Source organism: Microbulbifer variabilis ATCC 700307 (assembly GCF_000380565.1).
In the GTDB taxonomy this organism is placed as follows: Bacteria; Pseudomonadota; Gammaproteobacteria; order Pseudomonadales; family Cellvibrionaceae; genus Microbulbifer; species Microbulbifer variabilis.
The window spans coordinates 176,768-196,293 of the sequence record NZ_AQYJ01000021.1 but is presented as its reverse complement, the minus strand read 5'-3'; the positions used below and the strand labels follow the sequence as shown (position 1 = coordinate 196,293).

20 protein-coding genes are annotated in these 19,526 nt (G+C 47.0%); 11 read left to right on the top strand and 9 right to left on the bottom strand.

The window, feature by feature from the left end; translation table 11 throughout:
• The first annotated feature begins 40 nt into the window (after nucleotides 1–40).
• The gene (locus G367_RS0104025) at nucleotides 41–1,240 is read left to right on the top strand and encodes a glycine C-acetyltransferase (RefSeq protein WP_020411815.1); all 1,200 of its coding nucleotides are present in this window, start codon (nucleotides 41–43) and stop codon (nucleotides 1,238–1,240) included.
• An 87-nt stretch (nucleotides 1,241–1,327) separates the two neighbouring features.
• On the top strand, nucleotides 1,328–2,353 hold the full coding sequence (gene tdh, locus G367_RS0104020; protein ID WP_157533334.1) for an L-threonine 3-dehydrogenase, zinc-binding type: 1,026 nt from the start codon (nucleotides 1,328–1,330) through the stop codon (nucleotides 2,351–2,353).
• A 186-nt stretch (nucleotides 2,354–2,539) separates the two neighbouring features.
• Here tdh and G367_RS0104015 read toward each other — a convergent pair whose 3' ends face one another.
• The 6 genes from G367_RS0104015 to G367_RS0103990 all read right to left on the bottom strand — a co-directional run bounded on the left by G367_RS0104015 (nucleotide 2,540) and on the right by G367_RS0103990 (nucleotide 7,982).
• Nucleotides 2,540–3,784: a cation:proton antiporter gene (locus tag G367_RS0104015; RefSeq protein WP_157533322.1), complete on the bottom strand. Its 1,245-nt coding sequence runs from the start codon at nucleotides 3,782–3,784 to the stop codon at nucleotides 2,540–2,542.
• 87 nt (nucleotides 3,785–3,871) lie between these two features.
• The gene (locus G367_RS0104010; protein WP_020411812.1) at nucleotides 3,872–4,267 is read right to left on the bottom strand and encodes a hypothetical protein; all 396 of its coding nucleotides are present in this window, start codon (nucleotides 4,265–4,267) and stop codon (nucleotides 3,872–3,874) included.
• The gene (locus G367_RS0104005; RefSeq protein ID WP_020411811.1) at nucleotides 4,264–5,097 is read right to left on the bottom strand and encodes a hypothetical protein; all 834 of its coding nucleotides are present in this window, start codon (nucleotides 5,095–5,097) and stop codon (nucleotides 4,264–4,266) included. Before G367_RS0104005 ends, G367_RS0104010 begins: the two co-directional genes overlap by 4 nt.
• 525 nt (nucleotides 5,098–5,622) lie before the next feature.
• Complete coding sequence (locus G367_RS0104000; RefSeq protein ID WP_020411810.1) at nucleotides 5,623–6,129, bottom strand: hypothetical protein; 507 nt, start codon at nucleotides 6,127–6,129, stop codon at nucleotides 5,623–5,625.
• A gap of 46 nt (nucleotides 6,130–6,175) precedes the next feature.
• On the bottom strand, nucleotides 6,176–6,331 hold the full coding sequence (locus G367_RS25965; protein ID WP_020411809.1) for a hypothetical protein: 156 nt from the start codon (nucleotides 6,329–6,331) through the stop codon (nucleotides 6,176–6,178).
• Between the two features lie 364 nt (nucleotides 6,332–6,695).
• Complete coding sequence (locus G367_RS0103990) at nucleotides 6,696–7,982, bottom strand: condensation domain-containing protein (protein WP_020411808.1); 1,287 nt, start codon at nucleotides 7,980–7,982, stop codon at nucleotides 6,696–6,698.
• Between the two features lie 1,159 nt (nucleotides 7,983–9,141).
• Here G367_RS0103990 and G367_RS23040 point away from each other — a divergent pair.
• The 3 genes from G367_RS23040 to G367_RS23035 all read left to right on the top strand — a co-directional run bounded on the left by G367_RS23040 (nucleotide 9,142) and on the right by G367_RS23035 (nucleotide 11,337).
• Nucleotides 9,142–9,609 (top strand): hypothetical protein, encoded by a 468-nt coding sequence (locus G367_RS23040; protein WP_020411806.1) that lies wholly within the window; start codon nucleotides 9,142–9,144, stop codon nucleotides 9,607–9,609.
• A gap of 308 nt (nucleotides 9,610–9,917) precedes the next feature.
• Nucleotides 9,918–11,000, top strand: coding sequence for a PA0069 family radical SAM protein (locus tag G367_RS0103975; protein WP_020411805.1), 1,083 nt, complete (start codon nucleotides 9,918–9,920; stop codon nucleotides 10,998–11,000).
• Nucleotides 11,001–11,034: 34 nt separating this feature from the next.
• Nucleotides 11,035–11,337 carry a GIY-YIG nuclease family protein gene (locus G367_RS23035; protein ID WP_051089466.1) on the top strand — a complete coding sequence of 101 codons (303 nt, stop codon included), beginning with the start codon at nucleotides 11,035–11,037 and terminating at the stop codon, nucleotides 11,335–11,337.
• Nucleotides 11,338–11,392: 55 nt separating this feature from the next.
• Here G367_RS23035 and tmpT read toward each other — a convergent pair whose 3' ends face one another.
• The 3 genes from tmpT to G367_RS0103950 all read right to left on the bottom strand — a co-directional run bounded on the left by tmpT (nucleotide 11,393) and on the right by G367_RS0103950 (nucleotide 13,864).
• Nucleotides 11,393–12,031, bottom strand: coding sequence for a thiopurine S-methyltransferase (gene tmpT / locus G367_RS0103965; RefSeq protein WP_020411803.1), 639 nt, complete (start codon nucleotides 12,029–12,031; stop codon nucleotides 11,393–11,395).
• A 330-nt stretch (nucleotides 12,032–12,361) separates the two neighbouring features.
• Entirely contained in the window at nucleotides 12,362–12,868 is a 507-nt protein-coding gene (locus G367_RS0103955; protein ID WP_020411801.1) for a DUF1097 family protein, read from the bottom strand.
• Nucleotides 12,869–13,168: 300 nt separating this feature from the next.
• A complete protein-coding gene (locus G367_RS0103950) occupies nucleotides 13,169–13,864 on the bottom strand; it encodes an SDR family oxidoreductase (RefSeq protein WP_026304914.1) in 696 nt (231 codons plus the stop codon).
• A 54-nt stretch (nucleotides 13,865–13,918) separates the two neighbouring features.
• Here G367_RS0103950 and G367_RS0103945 point away from each other — a divergent pair, with 54 nt between their 5' ends.
• The 6 genes from G367_RS0103945 (at nucleotide 13,919) to G367_RS0103920 (ending at nucleotide 19,521) form a co-directional block, all read left to right on the top strand.
• Complete coding sequence (locus G367_RS0103945) at nucleotides 13,919–14,239, top strand: DUF3301 domain-containing protein (RefSeq protein WP_020411799.1); 321 nt, start codon at nucleotides 13,919–13,921, stop codon at nucleotides 14,237–14,239.
• Between the two features lie 14 nt (nucleotides 14,240–14,253).
• Nucleotides 14,254–14,493 carry a DUF1653 domain-containing protein gene (locus tag G367_RS0103940; protein ID WP_020411798.1) on the top strand — a complete coding sequence of 80 codons (240 nt, stop codon included), beginning with the start codon at nucleotides 14,254–14,256 and terminating at the stop codon, nucleotides 14,491–14,493.
• A gap of 173 nt (nucleotides 14,494–14,666) precedes the next feature.
• Nucleotides 14,667–15,734 carry a saccharopine dehydrogenase family protein gene (locus tag G367_RS0103935; RefSeq protein WP_020411797.1) on the top strand — a complete coding sequence of 356 codons (1,068 nt, stop codon included), beginning with the start codon at nucleotides 14,667–14,669 and terminating at the stop codon, nucleotides 15,732–15,734.
• 238 nt (nucleotides 15,735–15,972) lie between these two features.
• Nucleotides 15,973–16,479 carry a phosphatase PAP2 family protein gene (locus G367_RS0103930; RefSeq protein ID WP_020411796.1) on the top strand — a complete coding sequence of 169 codons (507 nt, stop codon included), beginning with the start codon at nucleotides 15,973–15,975 and terminating at the stop codon, nucleotides 16,477–16,479.
• Entirely contained in the window at nucleotides 16,476–17,549 is a 1,074-nt protein-coding gene (locus G367_RS0103925) for an MJ1255/VC2487 family glycosyltransferase (RefSeq protein ID WP_020411795.1), read from the top strand. Before G367_RS0103930 ends, G367_RS0103925 begins: the two co-directional genes overlap by 4 nt.
• 169 nt (nucleotides 17,550–17,718) lie before the next feature.
• Nucleotides 17,719–19,521 carry an acyl-CoA dehydrogenase gene (locus G367_RS0103920; protein WP_020411794.1) on the top strand — a complete coding sequence of 601 codons (1,803 nt, stop codon included), beginning with the start codon at nucleotides 17,719–17,721 and terminating at the stop codon, nucleotides 19,519–19,521.
• The last annotated feature ends 5 nt before the right edge of the window (nucleotides 19,522–19,526 follow it).

Here is a 19,526-nt window from a genome sequence, read left to right as displayed (position 1 = left end):
TAAGTGCCACGAGCACCGGACAGGAGCTAAAAACAATACCATGTCAAAGCCAGAACAATTCTTTGAGCACCTGCGCGATGAACTGAAACAAATTGATGCCGACGGCCTCTACAAGCGCGAGCGTATTATTACCTCCCAACAGGCCGCTGAGATCCAGGTGAACAACGACACCCAGGTACTGAATTTCTGCGCCAATAACTATCTGGGCCTGGCCAATCATCCAGATCTTATCGAAGCTGCGAAAGAAGGCCTCGACCAGTACGGCTTCGGCATGGCATCTGTGCGTTTTATTTGCGGTACCCAGGACATCCACAAGGCCCTGGAGTCTCGCCTATCCGAGTTTCTGCACACTGAAGATACTATCCTTTACACCTCTTGCTTTGATGCCAATGGCGGCCTGTTCGAAACATTACTAGGCCCGGAAGATGCAATTATCTCTGATGCCCTGAACCACGCCTCGATTATCGACGGTGTACGTCTGTGTAAGGCCAAGCGCTACCGCTACGCCAACAACAATATGGCGGAACTGGAAAAACAGCTACAGGCAGCTGACGCCGAGGGCGCCAAGACCAAGCTGATCGCCACTGATGGTGTCTTTTCCATGGACGGCGTAATCGCCGACCTAAAAGCCATCTGCGATCTGGCCGATCGCTACAACGCCCTGGTGATGGTGGACGACTCCCACGCGGTAGGTTTCCTCGGTGAGCACGGTCGCGGCACTCATGAGTACTGCGATGTTATCAATCGCATCGATATTATTACCGGCACCTTGGGCAAGGCCCTGGGCGGCGCTTCCGGCGGCTTCACCTCTGGCCGCAAGGAAATCATCGATATGCTGCGCCAGCGTTCGCGCCCCTATCTTTTTTCCAATTCCGTGGCCCCAGCAATTGTTACCGCCTCACTAAAGGTGCTGGATATGTTGATGGAAGGTGGTGAGTTGCGTGAGAAACTGCGCGATAACTCCGCCTATTTCCGCAAGCGCATGTCTGAAGCTGGCTTTACCCTGGCCGGCGCCGACCATCCAATTATCCCGGTAATGATTGGCGATGCCGCACTGGCTCAGAAGATGGCCGACAAGATGCTGGAGCGCGGCATCTATGTGGTGGGTTTCTTCTACCCGGTAGTACCCAAAGGCCAGGCGCGCATCCGCACTCAGATGTCGGCGGCACACACTCGTGAACAACTCGACCAGTGTATCGATGCCTTTATTGAAGTAGGCCGTGAACTGAAAATTATTTAACGCCCAATTGATCGCGGCAGAGCGCCATATCAGGACTCACCCTTTGCATGGTTCCGCCGCGCCTTTCTATTTGTAGTTTTAATGACAATGAAAGCACTATCGAAACTGAAGTCTGAAGTGGGAATCTGGCTCACAGACGTGGAAATTCCTGAGCCCGGCCATAACGACCTTCTGATCAAAATCCACAAAACCGCCATTTGTGGTACCGACATGCATATCTATAACTGGGATGATTGGTCGCAAAAAACCATCCCGGTCCCCATGGTAGTGGGGCATGAGTACGTAGGAGAAGTAGTTGGTATGGGCCAGGAAGTCGCGGGCTTCCAGGTGGGTGATCGAGTTTCCGGCGAAGGCCATATTACCTGCGGGCACTGCCGCAACTGCCGCGCCGGTCGCCGCCATCTATGCCGCAACACCTATGGAGTAGGCGTGGACCGCCAGGGCGCCTTTGCCGAGTACCTGGTTATTCCTGCATTAAATGCCTTCAAAATCCCGGATAATATTTCCGACGATTTGGCCTCTATCTTCGACCCATTGGGTAACGCCGTACACACCGCTCTGTCATTCGATCTTGTCGGTGAGGATGTGTTGATTACCGGAGCCGGCCCCATCGGCATTATGGCTGCTGCTGTAGCTAAACATGTTGGCGCACGCCATGTGGTAATCACTGATATCAATGAGTATCGCCTGGATCTGGCCCGTAAAATGGGCGCAACCCGTGCAGTGAACGTTGCGGAGGAAAGCCTCAGCGATGTGATGGCTGAACTGGGCATGAGTGAAGGCTTCGATGTGGGCCTGGAAATGTCCGGTGTACCCGCGGCCTTCCGCGATATGCTCGCTGCCATGAACCACGGTGGCAAAATTGCCATGCTGGGAATTCCCGCTGGCGAGATGGCCATTGACTGGAGCCAGGTAATATTCAAAGGCCTGATCATTAAGGGTATCTACGGCCGCGAGATGTTCGAAACCTGGTATAAAATGGCCAGCCTGATCCAGTCCGGCCTGGACTTAACTCCGGTTATTACCCATCAGTTCCATATCGATGACTTCCAGAAAGGCTTCGATACTATGGGCTCCGGAGAGTCCGGCAAGGTTATCCTTAACTGGAAATAACCCTGCCCAGGCTGCGGGGCAACCCGCAGCCCAACCCTAAGCCCTTCATCAAAACAGCACTCCCTCCTGATTCTGTCGTGTTTCCTCGATATTTTCAGTATTTCTTTCTCAGTAATTCTTACTGGCTTTCTGCCCGATCCATCCCGTAAACAAAAGACACAAAAGCCATATCCATAACTTTCATATCTATAACTTTAATTTATGTATCAGACGCCCGCTGGTTGTACCCTGAACCAGTAGTGAAAATAGGACAACGCCGAATACCATAGACTGGATCGTCCACCAGTAGGGAAGTTCGACAGGTAGTGATAGCACTAATGCAACAGCGATTACACCACGCAGCCCCCCCCAGCTCATTAATAGGCGCCAGGATTTTGGGATGGGTGGGCCAACGAACCTCGTCAAAGGGGTCACCAAAACCACTGACAAAGCCCGTGCTCCTAAAGCTGCTGCTGTGGCAATCATCATAGCCAGCCATTGATGGGTAAACATCTCAAAGGTAATCACCAGCCCCATAATCACAAAAATGATCGCGGTAAATAGTAATCCCAACCACTCCCAGGTGGGCTCCGCGTCGGCAAGAAACGTCTTACTCTGTTTGCGCAGACAGGCCCTGGCAACAATTGCACAAGTCATCACCGAGATAATACCCGATACATGCAATATGCTCTCAGCCAGGTAAAAACTAGCAAAAGCAGCAACGACCAAAGTCATTAGAGAGGCACTGGGAGACCTGAGAAATAAAATAACCAGAGTAGTAAACAACCCAAAAACAAGCCCAACTGCCACTCCACCAAAAAATATCATACAAAAATACAGCGTCACGGGACCCACACCCAGAGAGGGGGCTTCTGCTCCCATACCAGTTGCGCCAACAATAGAATAAGTGGCCAGCCCTAAAACCAGTGAGTACAGGACTACAGCGGCAGCATCATTAAAAAGGCTTTCACCCTCTACGAGGGTTAATAAATCCTCACCGGTTTTTTCCTGGCGAAGTTTATTGACCACTGATACCGGATCAGTAGCTGCAAGTATCGCTCCGGTAAGCAGGGCGGCAATCCAGGGGAAGCCTTCTGGGTGCCCGATTCCATAGTAAGTAATTACAGCAATAAGAAAGGCACAGACTACAAGACCCAAAGTAGAAAATAGAAGAATCGGACCAATCCAACGCTTCAGTATTTTCGGCTCAAGCTGCCAAGCCGATTCGAAAATTAAAACAGGCAGAATCACAAAGAAAACCAACTCACGGAGACTGGTAGCGCGCAAGCCAGTATCATAATCAATCACTGGTAGCAATAATCCCGCCAGTACCCCAGCCACCAGGCACCCGAGTGTGTTATCGATCCTTAAGATACGGGCAATACCTAAGCCAAGAACAGCTGCTGCAGCCAAATAAAGCCCCTGCCCGACAATGACAACCACATCGTTCACAAATTTACTCTCCCAGCGATGATCAGGATCAACCAGCAATTCAGAATTAAAAACCTCCGACTGTATTCAAGATAGGTTTCTATGGTATTAAGTCCTTTCCACTAAATCCTCGACTAATTCCATATATTGATCTACAAACCTACAAGCGCTCTGTTTACTGATTAAAAATTTGCAATATCCAACAACGAATACCGACAGGCATTCGGCGGTATAGGAAATTACCGTAACGGGTTGGGTACGGTGATTCTGTGCTAATATTTCTGCTTCAAACTCAAAATAACATAATCCTTCCTCGGTACCACACATATTGCCTCCATTCACAACACAAATTGCTGAGAGAAATACTGGTTTTTCTGAAGCACACACTTTGGCTATTTGAAGGATATCTTGCTGTTGATAATTCGTTTCAAATGTAAATGCCCTCGGTCCCTGCCGTCGACACTTTTGATTAGAACCTGATTGAAAATAGCCTGCGAGCTTCATAATATCCCCTGAAACAGACTCAGAAGGAACTTCCGAAGCGGTTGTGGCGGCACCCTCCCCCAAACAACATGAATATCAATTATCGGCTGGTACATTCCTCGAGCACGCATTGGTAAGAGAATTTCTACCCATGGGCGGTGGCTGGGTAAGGTGTGATCAGATATTACCGCAATTGCACAATAGATAGCCGTATGATTTATATGGTGCCTTTCTCCAAATGCAGCAAGACACTCATTCACTTCTGTGGGTGGGGCCCGGGATATGGCATGGCTAGTACGCTTTTCAACTGCAGCCAGCTGTTCTACTGGTGGCCACATTACCTCTTTCCTACTCCGGTAAAATAAAGTATCACTACTAACGTGACCCACAGCCCTAAGTAATTCTTCAACAGGCTTTGGCAAAGGCAGAGAGGCCGGCTCTGGATAAAAGCCATCAACCAAAAAAACATCCAGATAACAAAACAGAGCCATAATGGAGCGGCCATCAATAGCTCCATGGCAGGGCGCTACCACGATCCATTCAACTTCCGCTTCTTTATTTATATAAAGGGTTACCAGGCAGGCATACCTTCCAAGATACACCTCAAAAAGAATCCCCCCAAATTCAACATTGCAACACCACGAGGGCTTTACCCCCTTCTCAACCCAGGCTTCCAACATCGGGGGAAACAGGTGTAGATAAGCGATACCTCGGTGCAAGAGTTTAATACCCACTGCCTCCCATACCCGGATAAAGACAATAACCTGGGCGCCAACTATTGACCATATAGTCAAGGCCAAAAACAACGCTTTATGGGCATCCAGCTTTCGGGAAGGTGGCTCTGTCTGCATATTTGAGCCCTACATTGATTGAATCTTGTAGTCCAGCGAAGTTACTCAACCAGTATAGGAAAAGGGGAGGAATTAGGCGAAGTGGAGGCAATAAGTACTGCAAAGGGCATACCCACCGCATAAACATATGGAATATTAACTTTCTTCATATTCACGCAGGCACTACGTTAGTTTTTCCATTTTCAATAACTTCCTTAATGTATTTATATATCTATCTACAAATAGCAAAACACCTGGTTTCTTTATGAGTGGCTCACAGTAAGAGCATATGAAAACCGAATTTCTTACGGTGGAATAAGTTAGTAGTGGGATCGGATGAGCACCATGAGTTTGAAGTGGAATAGCAGTAACAATCTCAAAGTAATTCATTTCTGTGCCTAGAGGCTTCATACTTCCTACATTGGAAACACATAGCCCCTCAGCAAAAATAGGGTTTTTGTCTTCATATTCCCGTATACAACCGATGACATCCCTCAGCTCATAGTCTTTGGGGATACCAAATTTACGGGATTCTCCTGTCTCAGCTTAACGGTCAAGTTCCACTTGTAAGTATCTTGCCAACTGCCAGGTATCTTCCACATCAATATCCGGCATTACTTCGAGTGTAGTCACAGCAGAGAAAGCACCGACAGCACTCAATCCTATATGAGCACCATATAGTTCTCTCACATCTAAAGGCAATAAAACTTTTATCCAATCCCTGTGATTCGGCAGAATGCGGGAAGACTGAATAGCAACCGCACAAAATAACGCTTTAGGTCTCACTTTATGTTTCTTCCCCATGTCGACTAGAGTCGCAAGATCCCTCGTTGTAAAATTCTGATAAACAGCCCGGCCCTGACGTTCGGGAGAAAAAGCTGATTCTTCTACAAGCCATTTAAATAGTTCATCCTTTACTACCGAAGGCTCCTGGCTTGTAAAATACTTTGATGGTTCAAAGTAATTCTCGACCGCACCATACAGGGGCCGACCATCTAAATTAAAAGTCACTTCATCCCTAAAGTAGAAATCCAAGACACAAAATAATGTCATTACAGAACAACTATCTAAGGCCGCATGGCTGCTTATCAAGGATAATTCACTCTACCTTTTCTTTAGAATCAATGTAGAAGGAGAGCGTATAGGTACATTTGTCAACATCCAGCCCCATTTCTCCACTACGATGAAACTCTCGCTCAAAGTCAAGGGGATTATCCAGTTTAACCAATTCAATAAGAATTGACTCAAAGGGCACATCACAACGCCAGATTAACTGCTCTCATGGCTCAACCCTTGCCTGCAAAAGCGGATAAACTTTATCAATTTTGGCGAATCCAGAGCATAACTGCTCAACGCTCAGCGCAGTTAAAACCTTTATGAAAGATACAACTAAAGTCCCACCACAAGTTCTTCGTGCCAGCTCCGTAAAAATAGCCTATTCTGCACCCAGCACTCTGGAGAATTGTTTAGCTGCCACAAATACGCTCCCAGTTAGAAAATTATAACACTCGCTACTAAGTCAACAAAAAATTATTACTGAGCGGAAAATACTGCTGGGCTTGCTTCTGCAAACAGTAGATCTTTAAAAAATTAATTAAAGGCTAATCTGTATTAAAACCTTAACCATCAAACACCTCCCCAAGTAACTTCATATATTTTTTCACATAATTTACAGCACTTTTTCTACTAACCAGTGGCTCACAATACCCGAAAACAAATACCCCTTGCCCATTTATTGTATAAGTCAGAACCATTATCGGATGAGCCCCATGGGTCTGAACAGTCATAATCAAGCCAAAATCAAAGAATATCAAAGGGCCCACAAATTCCTGTACATCTCCCATATTGGAAACACAAATACCGGAAAAAAAACAGTCCTTTTCAGAGGCAAGCTCTTTAGCTATCTTTACGATCTCTGTAGGATTACAATCCGGCTCCAGGGCAAGATCAGAAAATGCACCACTTCTCAAGTGCACATAAACTTTTTTTTGAATTAAGCTTGCTAGACTTAACAAATCAAGACTCGTATCCTCTGGCGAGAGTGATAAAGTTAAAGATGTTGTGCACTCCCCCACAACATCTTTGCTTATCAGAGATTTACATAAGCATTGTGCATCTATAGGCAGCATCAACTCTGCTGCGGAAGAAAAACTCGGTAGTGACCGGGCAGCGAGAATGGCTATCGCACTATAAAAAGATGTAATTAATATCTTCTCTTTTTTTAGAAATGATTGTAAACGTTCGAGAGATTCTTTTGGGAGGACTCGATAAATAGAGCATCCACTTCGCCGCGAGGCGTGAGCTGCCTCCTCCACTGGCCACTTTACTGGCGTATAAACACTGTCGTTAACTCGCAAATTTGAACCTTTAAGACGTTTTCTTAAGCTAACATATTCCTCCACTGGCTTGTGCATTATCGAGGGAAAGGACTTCTCTGTTTGATACCCTCTCAAATACCTATCTAAATCACGAATTAAGATCAATGCTGAACGCCCATCTACAGCAGCATGGCTAAAAACAAAAGCAACCCACTTCACACTTCCTTGCCTATCGAGATAAACAGTCAGGCAATAAGTAAATTTATTCAAGTCAAGAATGCTACCTCCTAATCGCTTGAACTCCTTTTCATAATTTAAAGGTGGTGTATGCTTCTTGATTTCAATAGAAATATCTTCAAATCTCACATCGCAGAACCAATGGGCATATGGAATCCTCTTGATCCGTGAATGGAGCATAGGATGGAAATTATGTAGATACTCTACCCCCTTTATTAACTTATCTATATTCAGTGTGTTACATACCCGAAAGAAAGTTACCAGTTGAACCGCACCGTTTGACTCGCTGGTCAAATGTACATCAAGAGCTTCTTGAGCCCCAAGCTTTCGAAAAGGCTTTGCTTTTTGCATTGTGAACTCTTCCCGGCGGGGAGGTCTTTGCCCAAGAAGTATAGGAAAGAGAAAGCGCGGCACCCTTCCATATATCCACAATTTTCCAGCCTTTCCAAGCGCTATCAATAGTTCGATTCTCAGAACGCACCCAGAAACGGCTAATAATAAATAAGAATAAACAACTAGTTATGCTAGGAACAAGCTCTGACTCCAACTTGGCACCTATAACTAAACCGATCTGCTTTACGGAAAATCCGCTTTTTGATAGCTACTTTTAGATCACAGAAGCAGCCCCTTCAAAGCAAGATATGTAAAATTCTGGAAATAGTCATCCAAACCTTATAAAAAACATATCTGATTGCCATGCCATTAAATTAAAGCCAACTATTGCCCATGTTAAAAATGACGTAGCACGAACAATACATACAGGATCAGACTCACCAGATATCATCAAAGAACAATCAAACATTGCCATTATCAAATACACATTTACTCCACAGCCAACACTAAATTATTATTCGCAAGCAACTCTATCGATGAGCCACTAATATCGCGATACTTGCCGGCAGAAAAAATACATTTTTAGATAGCAAAGATTTCAATCAACAAAATCTAAAGGTAGAAAGTTGAACATATTCAAAAAATTAGTAATATTTCTGCTTTGTACGAGTTTACATACTTATGCAAAAACCTCAGATGAAGACTACCTTACAGGTTTTATTGATAACTTTTCATCAGGGAAAATTGAGAGCTCAGCAAGCCGCTACTTAGTACAAACTCCTCACTTTATTTTCGACCCAAAGATATTTTCACCCAGCAGTGCAGCTGAAGTGGAGGCTATCCTAGCGGATATCCGTTTCGCACTTGAGAAGAGCGGTTATGCAAAGTCTGAAATAGTCAATTTTCAAACTCAGTTTAGTCGCGAGAACCTAACCATTACTTCAGCCTTACTTAAGCGCTACACATCACATTACTCCCTACTTGATCATATCTGTAGTACCTACACTCTGGCGAATACAGAGAAGGGGTGGAAAATCCTATCCTGGTTACCCCCCCTAAATCAACTACCCAGTGTTTTATAAAAAATAAAAGCAGTAATTGAGGTTTACTTTCGTATAAGTTAAATGGGATTATAGCTTTCTTACATATCTAAAAATAACATGAAAAGAACAAAGCAATGGACGCAAAAATTCAAATCCAAGAACTTTTAAGGGAACTCTACAAGGTAATTTCTGGCCCTGCGGGTTATAAGCGGGATTGGAAGAGGCAACAGAACCTGTTCACTTCCTATGCAAAGGTAATCCGCACCTCAGCAGACAGTAATGGCGAACCACAATCACTGGTAATGGATATCCAAGACTACCCTGATAACTTTCAGGAGCTGATAGGCGAGCGGGCCTTTTACGAGGATGAAATTCAAAATATTATTGAAATTTTCGGTAATATTGCCCACGCCTTTAGTACCTATGAAGCCTGGAAAGATGAGGAAAGAACCCAGTTTCTAAAGAGGGGGATCAACAGTATTCAGCTTTACCATGATGGAAAATCATGGAAAATTACGAATATGATTTGGGATGATGAGCGACCAGGGCTTACAGTACCTGCCAAATATATGCCCAAAACCATTACTGAAACCAATGGATAGATACATCTGCTACCCCGCTTTGTAAAACTCTTCAGGGCGGGCGCCAGCTTATTCTCTGCTAATATTTATTGGTGATCCACATTGTTGGATCAAGAAACTTTTGGATTTCACCAATAAACATGCTTAATTCAACTTACTCTTGATTAGAAATTTACCTTAATTCGCTCATTTCGGCCAAAATTTTTATCATCTATGTCATTGTCGCCAAACGACAAAAGCTGTTTAAACCAAGTTTCTTTCTGGCTATTCCCAATTTCAACAAATCAATCTATACTGTACATACATCCAGCACCCTCTCCCATTGTAAAATGACAGATTCCAACAACCCTCTGCGCTTACACAAAGGTCGCGGAGCTGCCAGTAATATTACCGGGCGATTTGCCAGCCATTCAAGTACTTATGAAAGTGACGGATGGCAAGTGGACCTGGAACCTATAGAGCGCTTGATAACAACGGCTATTGAGGAGAAGGCAAAATCTATTATCGCCACTAATCAGTCACCGGATATCCCCTTCACTCAATCAATTAACCCCTACCGAGGCTGTGAGCATGGTTGTATATATTGCTACGCTCGTCCCGCTCATGCCTATATGGACCTGTCGCCGGGACTGGATTTTGAGAGCAAAATATTTTTCAAACCTAATGCTGCAGACCTATTAGAGCAGGCTCTACGTAAGCCGGGGTATCAATGTAGCCCAATTGCTCTGGGAGCAAATACAGATCCCTATCAACCCCTGGAGAAAGATAAAAAAATCACTCGCTCTCTTTTGGAGGTTATGCAAAAGTTTAACCAACCGGTAACTATTGTCACCAAGGGACAGCTCATACTTCGGGATCTTCCCATTCTTGCAGAAATGGCGCAGGACAACTTGGCCCAAATCGCAATAAGCGTGACCACTTTAAATAACGAGCTAAAGAGAAAGCTGGAGCCTCGTACCGCTGGGCCGGCAGCCCGCTTGCGTATTATTGAGCAACTAAGTACTACAGGAATACCTACCGCGGTAATGGCAGCACCTATGATCCCAGCTCTCAATGATAATGAACTGGAAAAAATCCTGAAGGCCGGTCATGATGCGGGAGCAACGCGAGCAGCCTATATCCTTTTACGACTGCCCCATGAAGTGGCGCCCCTTTTTCGAGAGTGGCTTTCTGCTCACTACCCACTAAAGGCTGGGCATGTCATGAGCTTGGTACAGCAAAGCCGAGGTGGGCGTGACTACCAAAGTGAATTTTCCCAGCGCCGCACTGGTACTGGTATTTTTGCCCAACTACTCCGTCAACGCTTTATTATTGCCATCAAGAAATTGGGATTGAATCATCGTCGACTATCGCTAGACTGCAGCCAGTTCTGCCGCCCACCTCAGCCTGGAGATCAGCAGATACTATTTTGAACTATTTTAATACCTTTTTCTGGTAATCCACTAAATGAACAGTTGGTATGTCTATTTGATCCGTACTTCCAAAGGTTCTCTTTATACGGGGATCACAATGGATGTTCAACGGCGATTTACAGAGCACAGTTCCAACGGTCCCAGAGCGGCTAAAGCTTTGCGGGGTAAGGGCCCTCTCAAACTTGAGTACCAGATAGGGGTGCCAGGTAAGTCAGCGGCACTCAAATTGGAAATGACCATCAAGAAATGGCCCAAGCAAAAGAAGGAAGCCCTGATCGCCGGCACCCTTCCACCGATGGTGTTATTCAAGGAGGGCGAGCAGGAGATAGGAAATTAAGCGACTTACTCCGGCAGAAAGCTTAAGTAGCAATAAGTTACACCTGTAACAGGCATTAGCGTCGAGTCAGTAGCCAGGCAACCTCTTCAGCGGGCACCAAACCTTTCAGGCCACCGGGAACCTGCCGATGGCCAAGCATCTCCAGGTGATAATTTGCATCATAATAGCCAAAGATCTGCCGGGAGCCGATCGCAAAAGGAGGGCCAGCTAACTGCGACTGCTCATACTCGAAGGATATTAATAGCTGTGAGGCAACCCCTGTTATTGTCATCAGGTGCTGGGTATAGCGCTTACGCATCTCTTCGGGCAATGCTACCAAAGCGGCTCGATCATATATCGCTTCCACAGAGCCAAGGGCATCTCCTGTCAGGGAAAATATATCACCTACAAAAATCTTAATTTTTTCGGCACTGTAGCACTTGAGGTTATTTTCTTTTTCTATCTTTGGAGTCAGTTCAAGCTCTTCGAAAAGTTGCTGCACAGCCACTTCACTAAGTTCTGCACCGGCGATGGCACATCCCTGAGCTCTCAGCCAAGCTATATCCCCAGTTTTACCACATAAAGGCAGGAATATACGACTGCCTTTTTTCAGTGATAGCGCAGTAAAATATTGAGCCAGCATGGGGTTACCAGACTTTTCGTGGAAACCTATTTCATTTTTCTGCCATTTATCCAACCAGAATTTTTCTTCCATTTAAGCACCCCCTGTGCATCAAATTAAGGCAACATATAGATTAATGCCAATGACTGAATTCTATCAATATTGTAGATATTTTAAGTCAGCTTCAGAGCCGGAGGCTGCAGGGTCAGTAAAGGCCAGAGCTGTAACGAAAACCATCGCCACTGTAAACATAACTCGTTTGAACATTGCAACTACCTCTAAGCAATATACTCCCACTTCACTATTAAAAAAACGGGATTACACCAATGATTGCTTCTTACCTGTTCGCCCAACTCCCATTCGATCCAAATAAAAAAGCTGCTAATAAAATCTTTGTTCTGTGGTACTCACATCCACTTCCCATTACAAGCTGTGGCGTCCGGGCCAAAGCCTATCGACCACCCCCGACATAACGGCACCGATCGATATTGCTGCAATCAAAATAAAGTAACTATCCAGTGATATTTTCACCTGAGCTGTAAACCCAATCAAAATGCCGATCGCGTAGCCGGAAATATTACTCACGCCCGTTACCCGGCCCATTGCCCAAGCACCGATTGCCGCAAATAGCAAAGCTATGGGAAGGGCTGCAAAGTGAGGTTGTAACTGCCATTTAGCCACTACCACCTGGGCAGCAAATCCCAGGCCCAGGCCGGTAACCGCACAAGCCAAGTTGTAAGCCCCGGCCTGTAGATTCTTACCGCGTGAGTGATAGGCAATGACACCTAACATAGCCACCCAAATAGGCATCCCCCCTAAAAGCGCCGCTCCAGCAGCTAACGATAATCCCAGTAGCAGGCGTATACCTTTTAACTGCCGTTTTTGGGAAAGGGTATATCCACCGCCGGTGCTATCTACAGCCCCATTCATCAGTTCCACTCCGCCACTCTCATATTTGACCGCACAGTCCTTGCCTAAAATGCCGCCGTCGTTCCTATTCGCATAAATCGAGGGAAACGCCCACCCTCCATATTCGTGGATATTTTTACCGTTTTAATGAACAAGGTGGTAGCTAACTCCTTCCCTATCCTTGCCTAATTTTGCAAACAGGGAAATCAAGCGCCACTAAATCACCTCTAAGCGTGCTCGGGATAAATCTCAGTACGAGTAGACATCAGGACATCTACGGGGGAGGGGTCGAGAGAAAGGCCAGTAACCCATACCCGGCTATCACCAGGGAATCTGGCTACCATCGTAATTGTAGAAGTGACCACTATCGGCCTGGTTTGCCTGTAAAAGGATCTTTTTCAGGCCGCTGACACTATCCTCAGCAGATATAAGGGCTCCTGGACCACCCATCGCAGTTTTTACCCACCCTGGGTGCAGAGCTACTACCGTGATACCTCGCTCCTTCAAGTCAATCGACAAGCTTTTCACGATCTGGTTAAGGGCCGTTTTGGAGGTTCGATAGATATACCCTCCGCCAGATCGATTATCGGCGATACTGCCCACCTTACTGCTCATCATCGCTATCAGCTTGTGTTCACTGGCCGCCACATTGTCGCAGAAAGTCTCCGCCATCATATAGGGGGCGATAGTGTTGGACTCCAGCACCCGGCGCCACTCAGTGAGATCCACCTGCCCAAAAGCCACCCCTTTGGGACCGTAATAACCGGCATTATTGAACAGGATATCTATAGGCTCTCCCTCGATCGCTTTTGCCAGGGATATCATCTGTGAATAATCTGTCACATCTAGCTGAATGGGATAGAGGTTTGAATACTGCCCTTGCAGGGTCTTGAGTTCGCTGGCCCGATCGAGATCCCTACAACAGGCGTAAACCTTCCAGCCATCATTGGCAAACTGGGCACAAATCTCCAGGCCAATACCGCGGTTAGTTCCAGTAATCAGTATGGTTCCAGACATTTCGACTCCTTCGATGTTATTCTTGCGCAAAGCGATCATAGCAACTGTAGAGCAATGTATTACTCATTAACTGATATCTTCTGGTTCCTGCTTCTGGCAACCATTGTCTGGTATATCTGGGCGAATATGGCAGCCAAGGAGCAAGTCAAACGCGCAGCATCCAACCACTGCAAGCAGCTGGGTGTCCAGTTACTCGACGATACCGTTATGCTGGTAAAAACCCGTCTCAAGCGCAACAAACATGGCCATATCAGCCTGCAGCGCAGCTATGAATTTGAATTCACTTCCACTGGGGAGCACCGTTACTCTGGCATCGCCATTCTGCATGGCAGCCGAATTGAGCAACTGCAACTGTCTCCCCACCATATGAGTTAACAGGTAATTCCAAAATGAAGCGCGGCCTCTATCGCCACCACAAAGGAAACCTTTACGGGGCCCTATATGTCGCCACTCACAGTAAAACTGGGGAGAAACTGGTTACTTACCGCGCTCTATATGGAGACTACGGTGTGTGGGCAAAACCACTGTCAATGTTCACAGAAACCCCAGAAAAAGACGGTAAAATCATACCTCGATTCGCACTGGAGAAGCCTTTCGAATTGGTTGAGAGTCAACGGGCGGGCGCATAATCTGCAACCGCTATTTGAAGGGCGGAACAATTTCGCGAATTGCACCAGGGAGCTCGCTCAATATACCCTCAAGTCACCCGGGCCTAAGCCCAAAACCCAAAATAACAAACTATTTCGCTGGGGTGCCAGTTAATTGGGTAATAACCAGCTACGCCACATAATAAGGATACTCTGTGGACAATAAAAACATCATGATCTATGGCGCTAATGGTTATACAGGCGAACTAATCGCCAGAGCAGCCGTAGCACAGGGTTATCACCCTATCCTGGCCGGACGCAACCCCCAGAAGCTCCAGTCCGTCGCAGACCAGCTCAACCTGCCTGCAATAGCAGTTAGCCTTGAAGCCACTGAAACCCTGGAGCGCAGCCTGCAGGATGTATATCTGGTAATTCACTGTGCCGGTCCATTTTCATCAACCGCAGAGCCGATGATGCGGGCATGTATTCGCTCAAAAACCCACTACCAGGATATTACCGGCGAAATCGCGGTATATGAGGCAGCCCATAGCCTAGGAGCTGAGGCTGAGACCGCCGGAGTAGTGCTTTGCCCAGGCACAGGATTTGATGTAGTCCCCACCGACTGCCTGGCGGCGGCACTACACAAAAAGATGCCCTCTGCCACGCACCTGGCATTGGGGTTCGACTCTGATTCAGGTTTGAGCCCCGGCACTGCGAAAACCTCAATCGAGAGTCTAGGCGTTGGTGGTGCCATACGCCGCAAGGGGAAGATTGAGACAGTCGGCCATGGCCAGCTGACACGAGAGATAGACTTTGGCCGCGGCAGTAAGTTTGCAGTTTCCATTCCATGGGGAGATGTCGCAACCGCCTTTTACTCCACCGGTATTCCAAATATAGAGGCATATATTCCCATGAGCCCCAAAAGGGCGAAGAAATTGAAGCGCCTGAATAGTATCCGCTGGCTGTTGGGCACCCAATGGGTGCAGAATTGGCTGAAATCCAAGGTCGATAAATCAGTGCGCGGACCCAATGAGGAACGCCGCAAGGAACAGAAGACCTGGGTCTGGGGTGAGGTGCGCAACGACCGCCGTGGAGAGCGAAAAGTGGGGCGTGTCATCACCGCCAATGGATACGATGTTACAGTATCCGGTTCACTGGCAGTTATGGAGTTTCTCCTCACTTACTCGGGAAAAGGCGGCTATTTCACGCCATCAATGCTATGTGGGCCAGAGCTAGTGGAAAACCTACCTGGTTCCAGTAATATAGAAATCAAAATTTCTTAACCAAAAACCTCTCTCCAGGCGGGTAATTCTTTTACCTGCCGGGAAAACCTGTCTTTTTACGCTTTTAAGCGTTCATTTATTCTAGTTTTTTTAGCGCAAGGTGAAGTCCCACCAAATTTAAAGAGCCCGCCGCCAAGTCACCAGATTTTCCAATTTTTGAGATTTCACTATTGCGACATAATTCGGTCAACTCCGTGCAATAATCAATTCCTATGTTGGCTGCATGCGAGACTTATCCATGAATCTGAAGAGTGTCGATGTGTCCCTGGTCCTATATATGATGGAAAGGGCATCACAACCCAGTTCGCGCAGGCGTTACCTGTGGATGTCAAAATCCGGTGATGGCTGGCTATCCGTAACCGTACTCATCAGCCACATTATTTATAATACAGCCACACAGCTTTTTATTGCAGCCCTAACCGGCGTTGCAGTCGAAAGATCTCTGTATTGGGCCATCAAGAATACAGCCCGACGCAGGCGCCCCCCACAAGCCATACCCGGCATGCGTCCCATCATCATCGCACACGATAAATTCAGCCTGCCCTCAGGTCATACTTCCGCTGCTTTCATGCTTATTACTTTTTTAACGCTTGAGTTCAGTCCTCTGTGGGGCTTTGGTTATATCTGGGCCATGGGCGTCGGCGTAGCACGGGTCGGCCTAGGCGTGCATTTTCCCTCAGATATTTGTGCTGGAGCCCTGCTCGGTACCTGTGTTGCAATAACCACGAGCGTAACTTTCTCATGAAGATACTTTATGGTGTGCAAGCTACAGGTAATGGCCATATTGCCCGCTCACGCACATTGGCAATGGCGCTGCAAAAATACCCCGAGCTGGAAATCCAATGGCTATTTTCCGGTAGACCAAAAGAAAATTTATTTGGCATGGAAATTTTTGGAGATTATTGGTGGCGGAGAGGTTTAACATTTATACATCGAGAAGGGAAATTAAAAACCTTTGAGACAATCCAAAAGCTCGGTTTCTTCCAATTTAAAAAAGAAGTTTCAGAATTACCAATCGATGAGTTCGATTTAATTATTAGTGATTATGAGCCTGTAACTGCCTGGGCAGCTAAAATTCGAAAGAAAGCTAGCGTGGGGATCGGCCACCAGTATGCATTTCTCTACCCGATCCCTGCCCCCAGATTTAATTGGCTCGTCCATAACATATTGCGGATCTTCGCACCGACACAAAAAAGCCTGGGTTTACATTGGCATCATTTTGGACACCCCATACTTCCACCAATTGTTCCACCACAAAAAGGACCCGATCAGGATGCGGGAAGCCATATCCTGGTATATCTACCTTTTGAGCATCCCGTCCCGATGCTGGAGGAACTTTCAAAAGTAGATGACCAGTTTATCGTATACGGTATACCTGAGAACCTGCCTGCTGCTGAGAATATCTGTCTCAAAGCGCCTTCCACCACTGGATTCCAGCGGGACCTGGCAAATTCCAGGGCAGTTATCTGCAATAGCGGCTTCGAGCTGCTGGCCGAGACGCTGGCTCTGGGCAAGCCAATTCTCAGCCGCCCACTGGCCTCCCAATTCGAACAGCTGGCCAATGCCAAGGCACTTAATCAGTTAGGGCTGGCAAAAATTGTTCAGTGTATTAACGCTCAAAGTATCATTAACTGGCTTAACAACCTACCGCCACCACTACGTATCCAGTGGCCTAATGTGGCGGAGGCAATTGCCAGATGGATTGCTGCTGGTTGCAAACAACCACCGGCTGAAATGGCCGATGCCCTGTGGCGTAAAGTGGTACCGAGACCCACTGAAAGCCGAGACTACACTTACCAAAACACCTCTAAATAGCACGACCATATCCTCTCACTATATCGCCAAGTGCAATCACACAATAAGTCATTGTCCAGTGCCAATACTGCGCGTTTACTTATATGCTGATATGGCGGTAGGGTAGCTTGACTAATCTATCGCCGTACCTAAGCAACGATGATTTATAAAAATAATTGACGAGGCAGGTATGGCTCATCCACTGCTCAAAGAGCGTGATACAGATTTTTTCCTCTATGAATTCCTCAACACTGAAGCGCTGCTGCAAAGACCGCGCTATAGGGAACACTCCCGCGAGATTTTCGACGCTACCCTCAAAACCGCTCGTACTATTGCAGAAAAATATTTCGCCAATCACAACGCTAAGGGGGATGCCAATGAGCCGAGCTTTGATGGAGAACAGGTACACCTGATCGAGGAAACCAAGCAGTCCTGGGATGCTTTTGCAGAGGCTGGGTTTCTCGCCGCACATTGCGACTTCGAAGAGGGCGGTTTGCAGCTTCCCGAAATCATAATGCGCACCTCCCTCGCCTTTATCAGCGCAGCCAATATTGCCAGTGCCAGTTACCCATTCCTGACAATCGGTGCTGCCAACCTGATACGTTCTTTTGCCAGCAATGAACTCAAAGCTCAATTTCTTCCGCAGATGATGGATGGCCGCTTTGCCGGCACCATGGCGCTAACAGAACCGGATCAGGGCTCCGCCCTGGCTGATATCCGCACCAGTGCAGAACTATCGGAAGATGGTAGTTACCGTATTCACGGACAGAAAATGTTTATTTCAGGGGGCGACCAGTCCCTAACCGAAAATATCGTGCACTTGGTATTGGCGAAGATCAAAGGTGCTCCGGCGGGAGTAAAGGGAATCTCCCTCTTCCTAGTGCCCAAATTCCTCCTCAATCAAAATGGTCAGGCCGGCGAGCGCAACGATGTAAAACTGGCTGGGCTGCTGCACAAGATGGGCTACCGCAATACCACCTCTACTGTACTGAGCTTTGGAGAAAATGAGGGGGCAGTGGGCTACCTGATTGGTCAACCGCACCAAGGCCTAAAATATATGTTCCAAATGATGAACGAAGCCCGCATCAGTGTTGGTGCCGGAGCTTCGGTTTTGGGCTATCAAGGCTATGCCTATTCTCTCCAATACGCCAGAGAGCGCCCACAGGGCCGGCTTCCCTCCGATCGCAACCCCAGTTCCAAGCAGATTCCCATTATCCAGCACGCCGATGTGCGTCGTATGCTCTTATTGCAGAAAGCCTATTCCGAAGGTGGTCTGGGGCTGAGTATTTATGCAACTTCCCTGTATGAGGATCAGCATACAGCACCTACGGAGGAAAAACGCCAGGCAGCGGCCACCCTGCTGGACTTGATTACCCCAGTGGTAAAATCCTGGCCCTCAAAATATTGCTTGAAAGCCAACGAACTGGCCATCCAGGTTCTCGGTGGTGCCGGTTACATCCGCGAATTCCCCCTGGAGCAGCTATATCGGGACAACCGCCTGAATGCTATTCACGAGGGTACTGAGGGAATCCACGCACTGGACCTGCTTGCACGAAAAGTGCCCGCCAAAAACCTTGCCGCCTATCAGCTAATGCAGGCAGAAATCCGCAACACAGTAATGCAAGCGCGAGATAAAGATAACCTGGGGTCCATGGCAAACGCCCTGGAGGAGTCACGGGAAAAACTCGATGAAACCGGAATGGCTCTATTCGGGCAACTGCAAGAAAACGTAGACCGCGGCCTCAGTAACGCAACTTTATATCTTGATGTGTTTGGCTGTGTACTGGTCGCCTGGATTTGGTTGCGCCAAGCCATTATTGCAGAGAAAGCACTGGAAAATAATCCCAGTCTGGAGGATGAAAACTTCTATCGCGGCAAGATACACACTGCTCAATTTTACTTTGAGTGGGAACTACCAAATATTAAGCAATCTATGGCTCTACTTAAAAGCGGTAACAGTATTCCATTTGATATGCAGGATAGCTGGTTCTAAACAAT

Coding starts and splice junctions, on each gene's coding strand:
- G367_RS0103920 (WP_020411794.1), top strand. CDS start 17,719: ATGGCTCATCCACTGCTCAAAGAGCGTGATACAGATTTTTTCCTCTAT.
- G367_RS23040 (WP_020411806.1), top strand. CDS start 9,142: ATGGACGCAAAAATTCAAATCCAAGAACTTTTAAGGGAACTCTACAAG.
- G367_RS0104000 (WP_020411810.1), bottom strand. CDS start 6,129: ATGACATTATTTTGTGTCTTGGATTTCTACTTTAGGGATGAAGTGACT.
- G367_RS0103925 (WP_020411795.1), top strand. CDS start 16,476: ATGAAGATACTTTATGGTGTGCAAGCTACAGGTAATGGCCATATTGCC.
- G367_RS0103950 (WP_026304914.1), bottom strand. CDS start 13,864: ATGTCTGGAACCATACTGATTACTGGAACTAACCGCGGTATTGGCCTG.
- tdh (WP_157533334.1), top strand. CDS start 1,328: ATGAAAGCACTATCGAAACTGAAGTCTGAAGTGGGAATCTGGCTCACA.
- G367_RS0104010 (WP_020411812.1), bottom strand. CDS start 4,267: ATGAAGCTCGCAGGCTATTTTCAATCAGGTTCTAATCAAAAGTGTCGA.
- G367_RS23035 (WP_051089466.1), top strand. CDS start 11,035: ATGAACAGTTGGTATGTCTATTTGATCCGTACTTCCAAAGGTTCTCTT.
- G367_RS0103945 (WP_020411799.1), top strand. CDS start 13,919: ATGTATTACTCATTAACTGATATCTTCTGGTTCCTGCTTCTGGCAACC.
- G367_RS0104005 (WP_020411811.1), bottom strand. CDS start 5,097: ATGCAGACAGAGCCACCTTCCCGAAAGCTGGATGCCCATAAAGCGTTG.
- G367_RS0103940 (WP_020411798.1), top strand. CDS start 14,254: ATGAAGCGCGGCCTCTATCGCCACCACAAAGGAAACCTTTACGGGGCC.
- G367_RS0103930 (WP_020411796.1), top strand. CDS start 15,973: ATGAATCTGAAGAGTGTCGATGTGTCCCTGGTCCTATATATGATGGAA.
- G367_RS0103990 (WP_020411808.1), bottom strand. CDS start 7,982: ATGCAAAAAGCAAAGCCTTTTCGAAAGCTTGGGGCTCAAGAAGCTCTT.
- G367_RS0103975 (WP_020411805.1), top strand. CDS start 9,918: ATGACAGATTCCAACAACCCTCTGCGCTTACACAAAGGTCGCGGAGCT.
- tmpT (WP_020411803.1), bottom strand. CDS start 12,031: ATGGAAGAAAAATTCTGGTTGGATAAATGGCAGAAAAATGAAATAGGT.
- G367_RS0103955 (WP_020411801.1), bottom strand. CDS start 12,868: ATGAATGGGGCTGTAGATAGCACCGGCGGTGGATATACCCTTTCCCAA.
- G367_RS0104025 (WP_020411815.1), top strand. CDS start 41: ATGTCAAAGCCAGAACAATTCTTTGAGCACCTGCGCGATGAACTGAAA.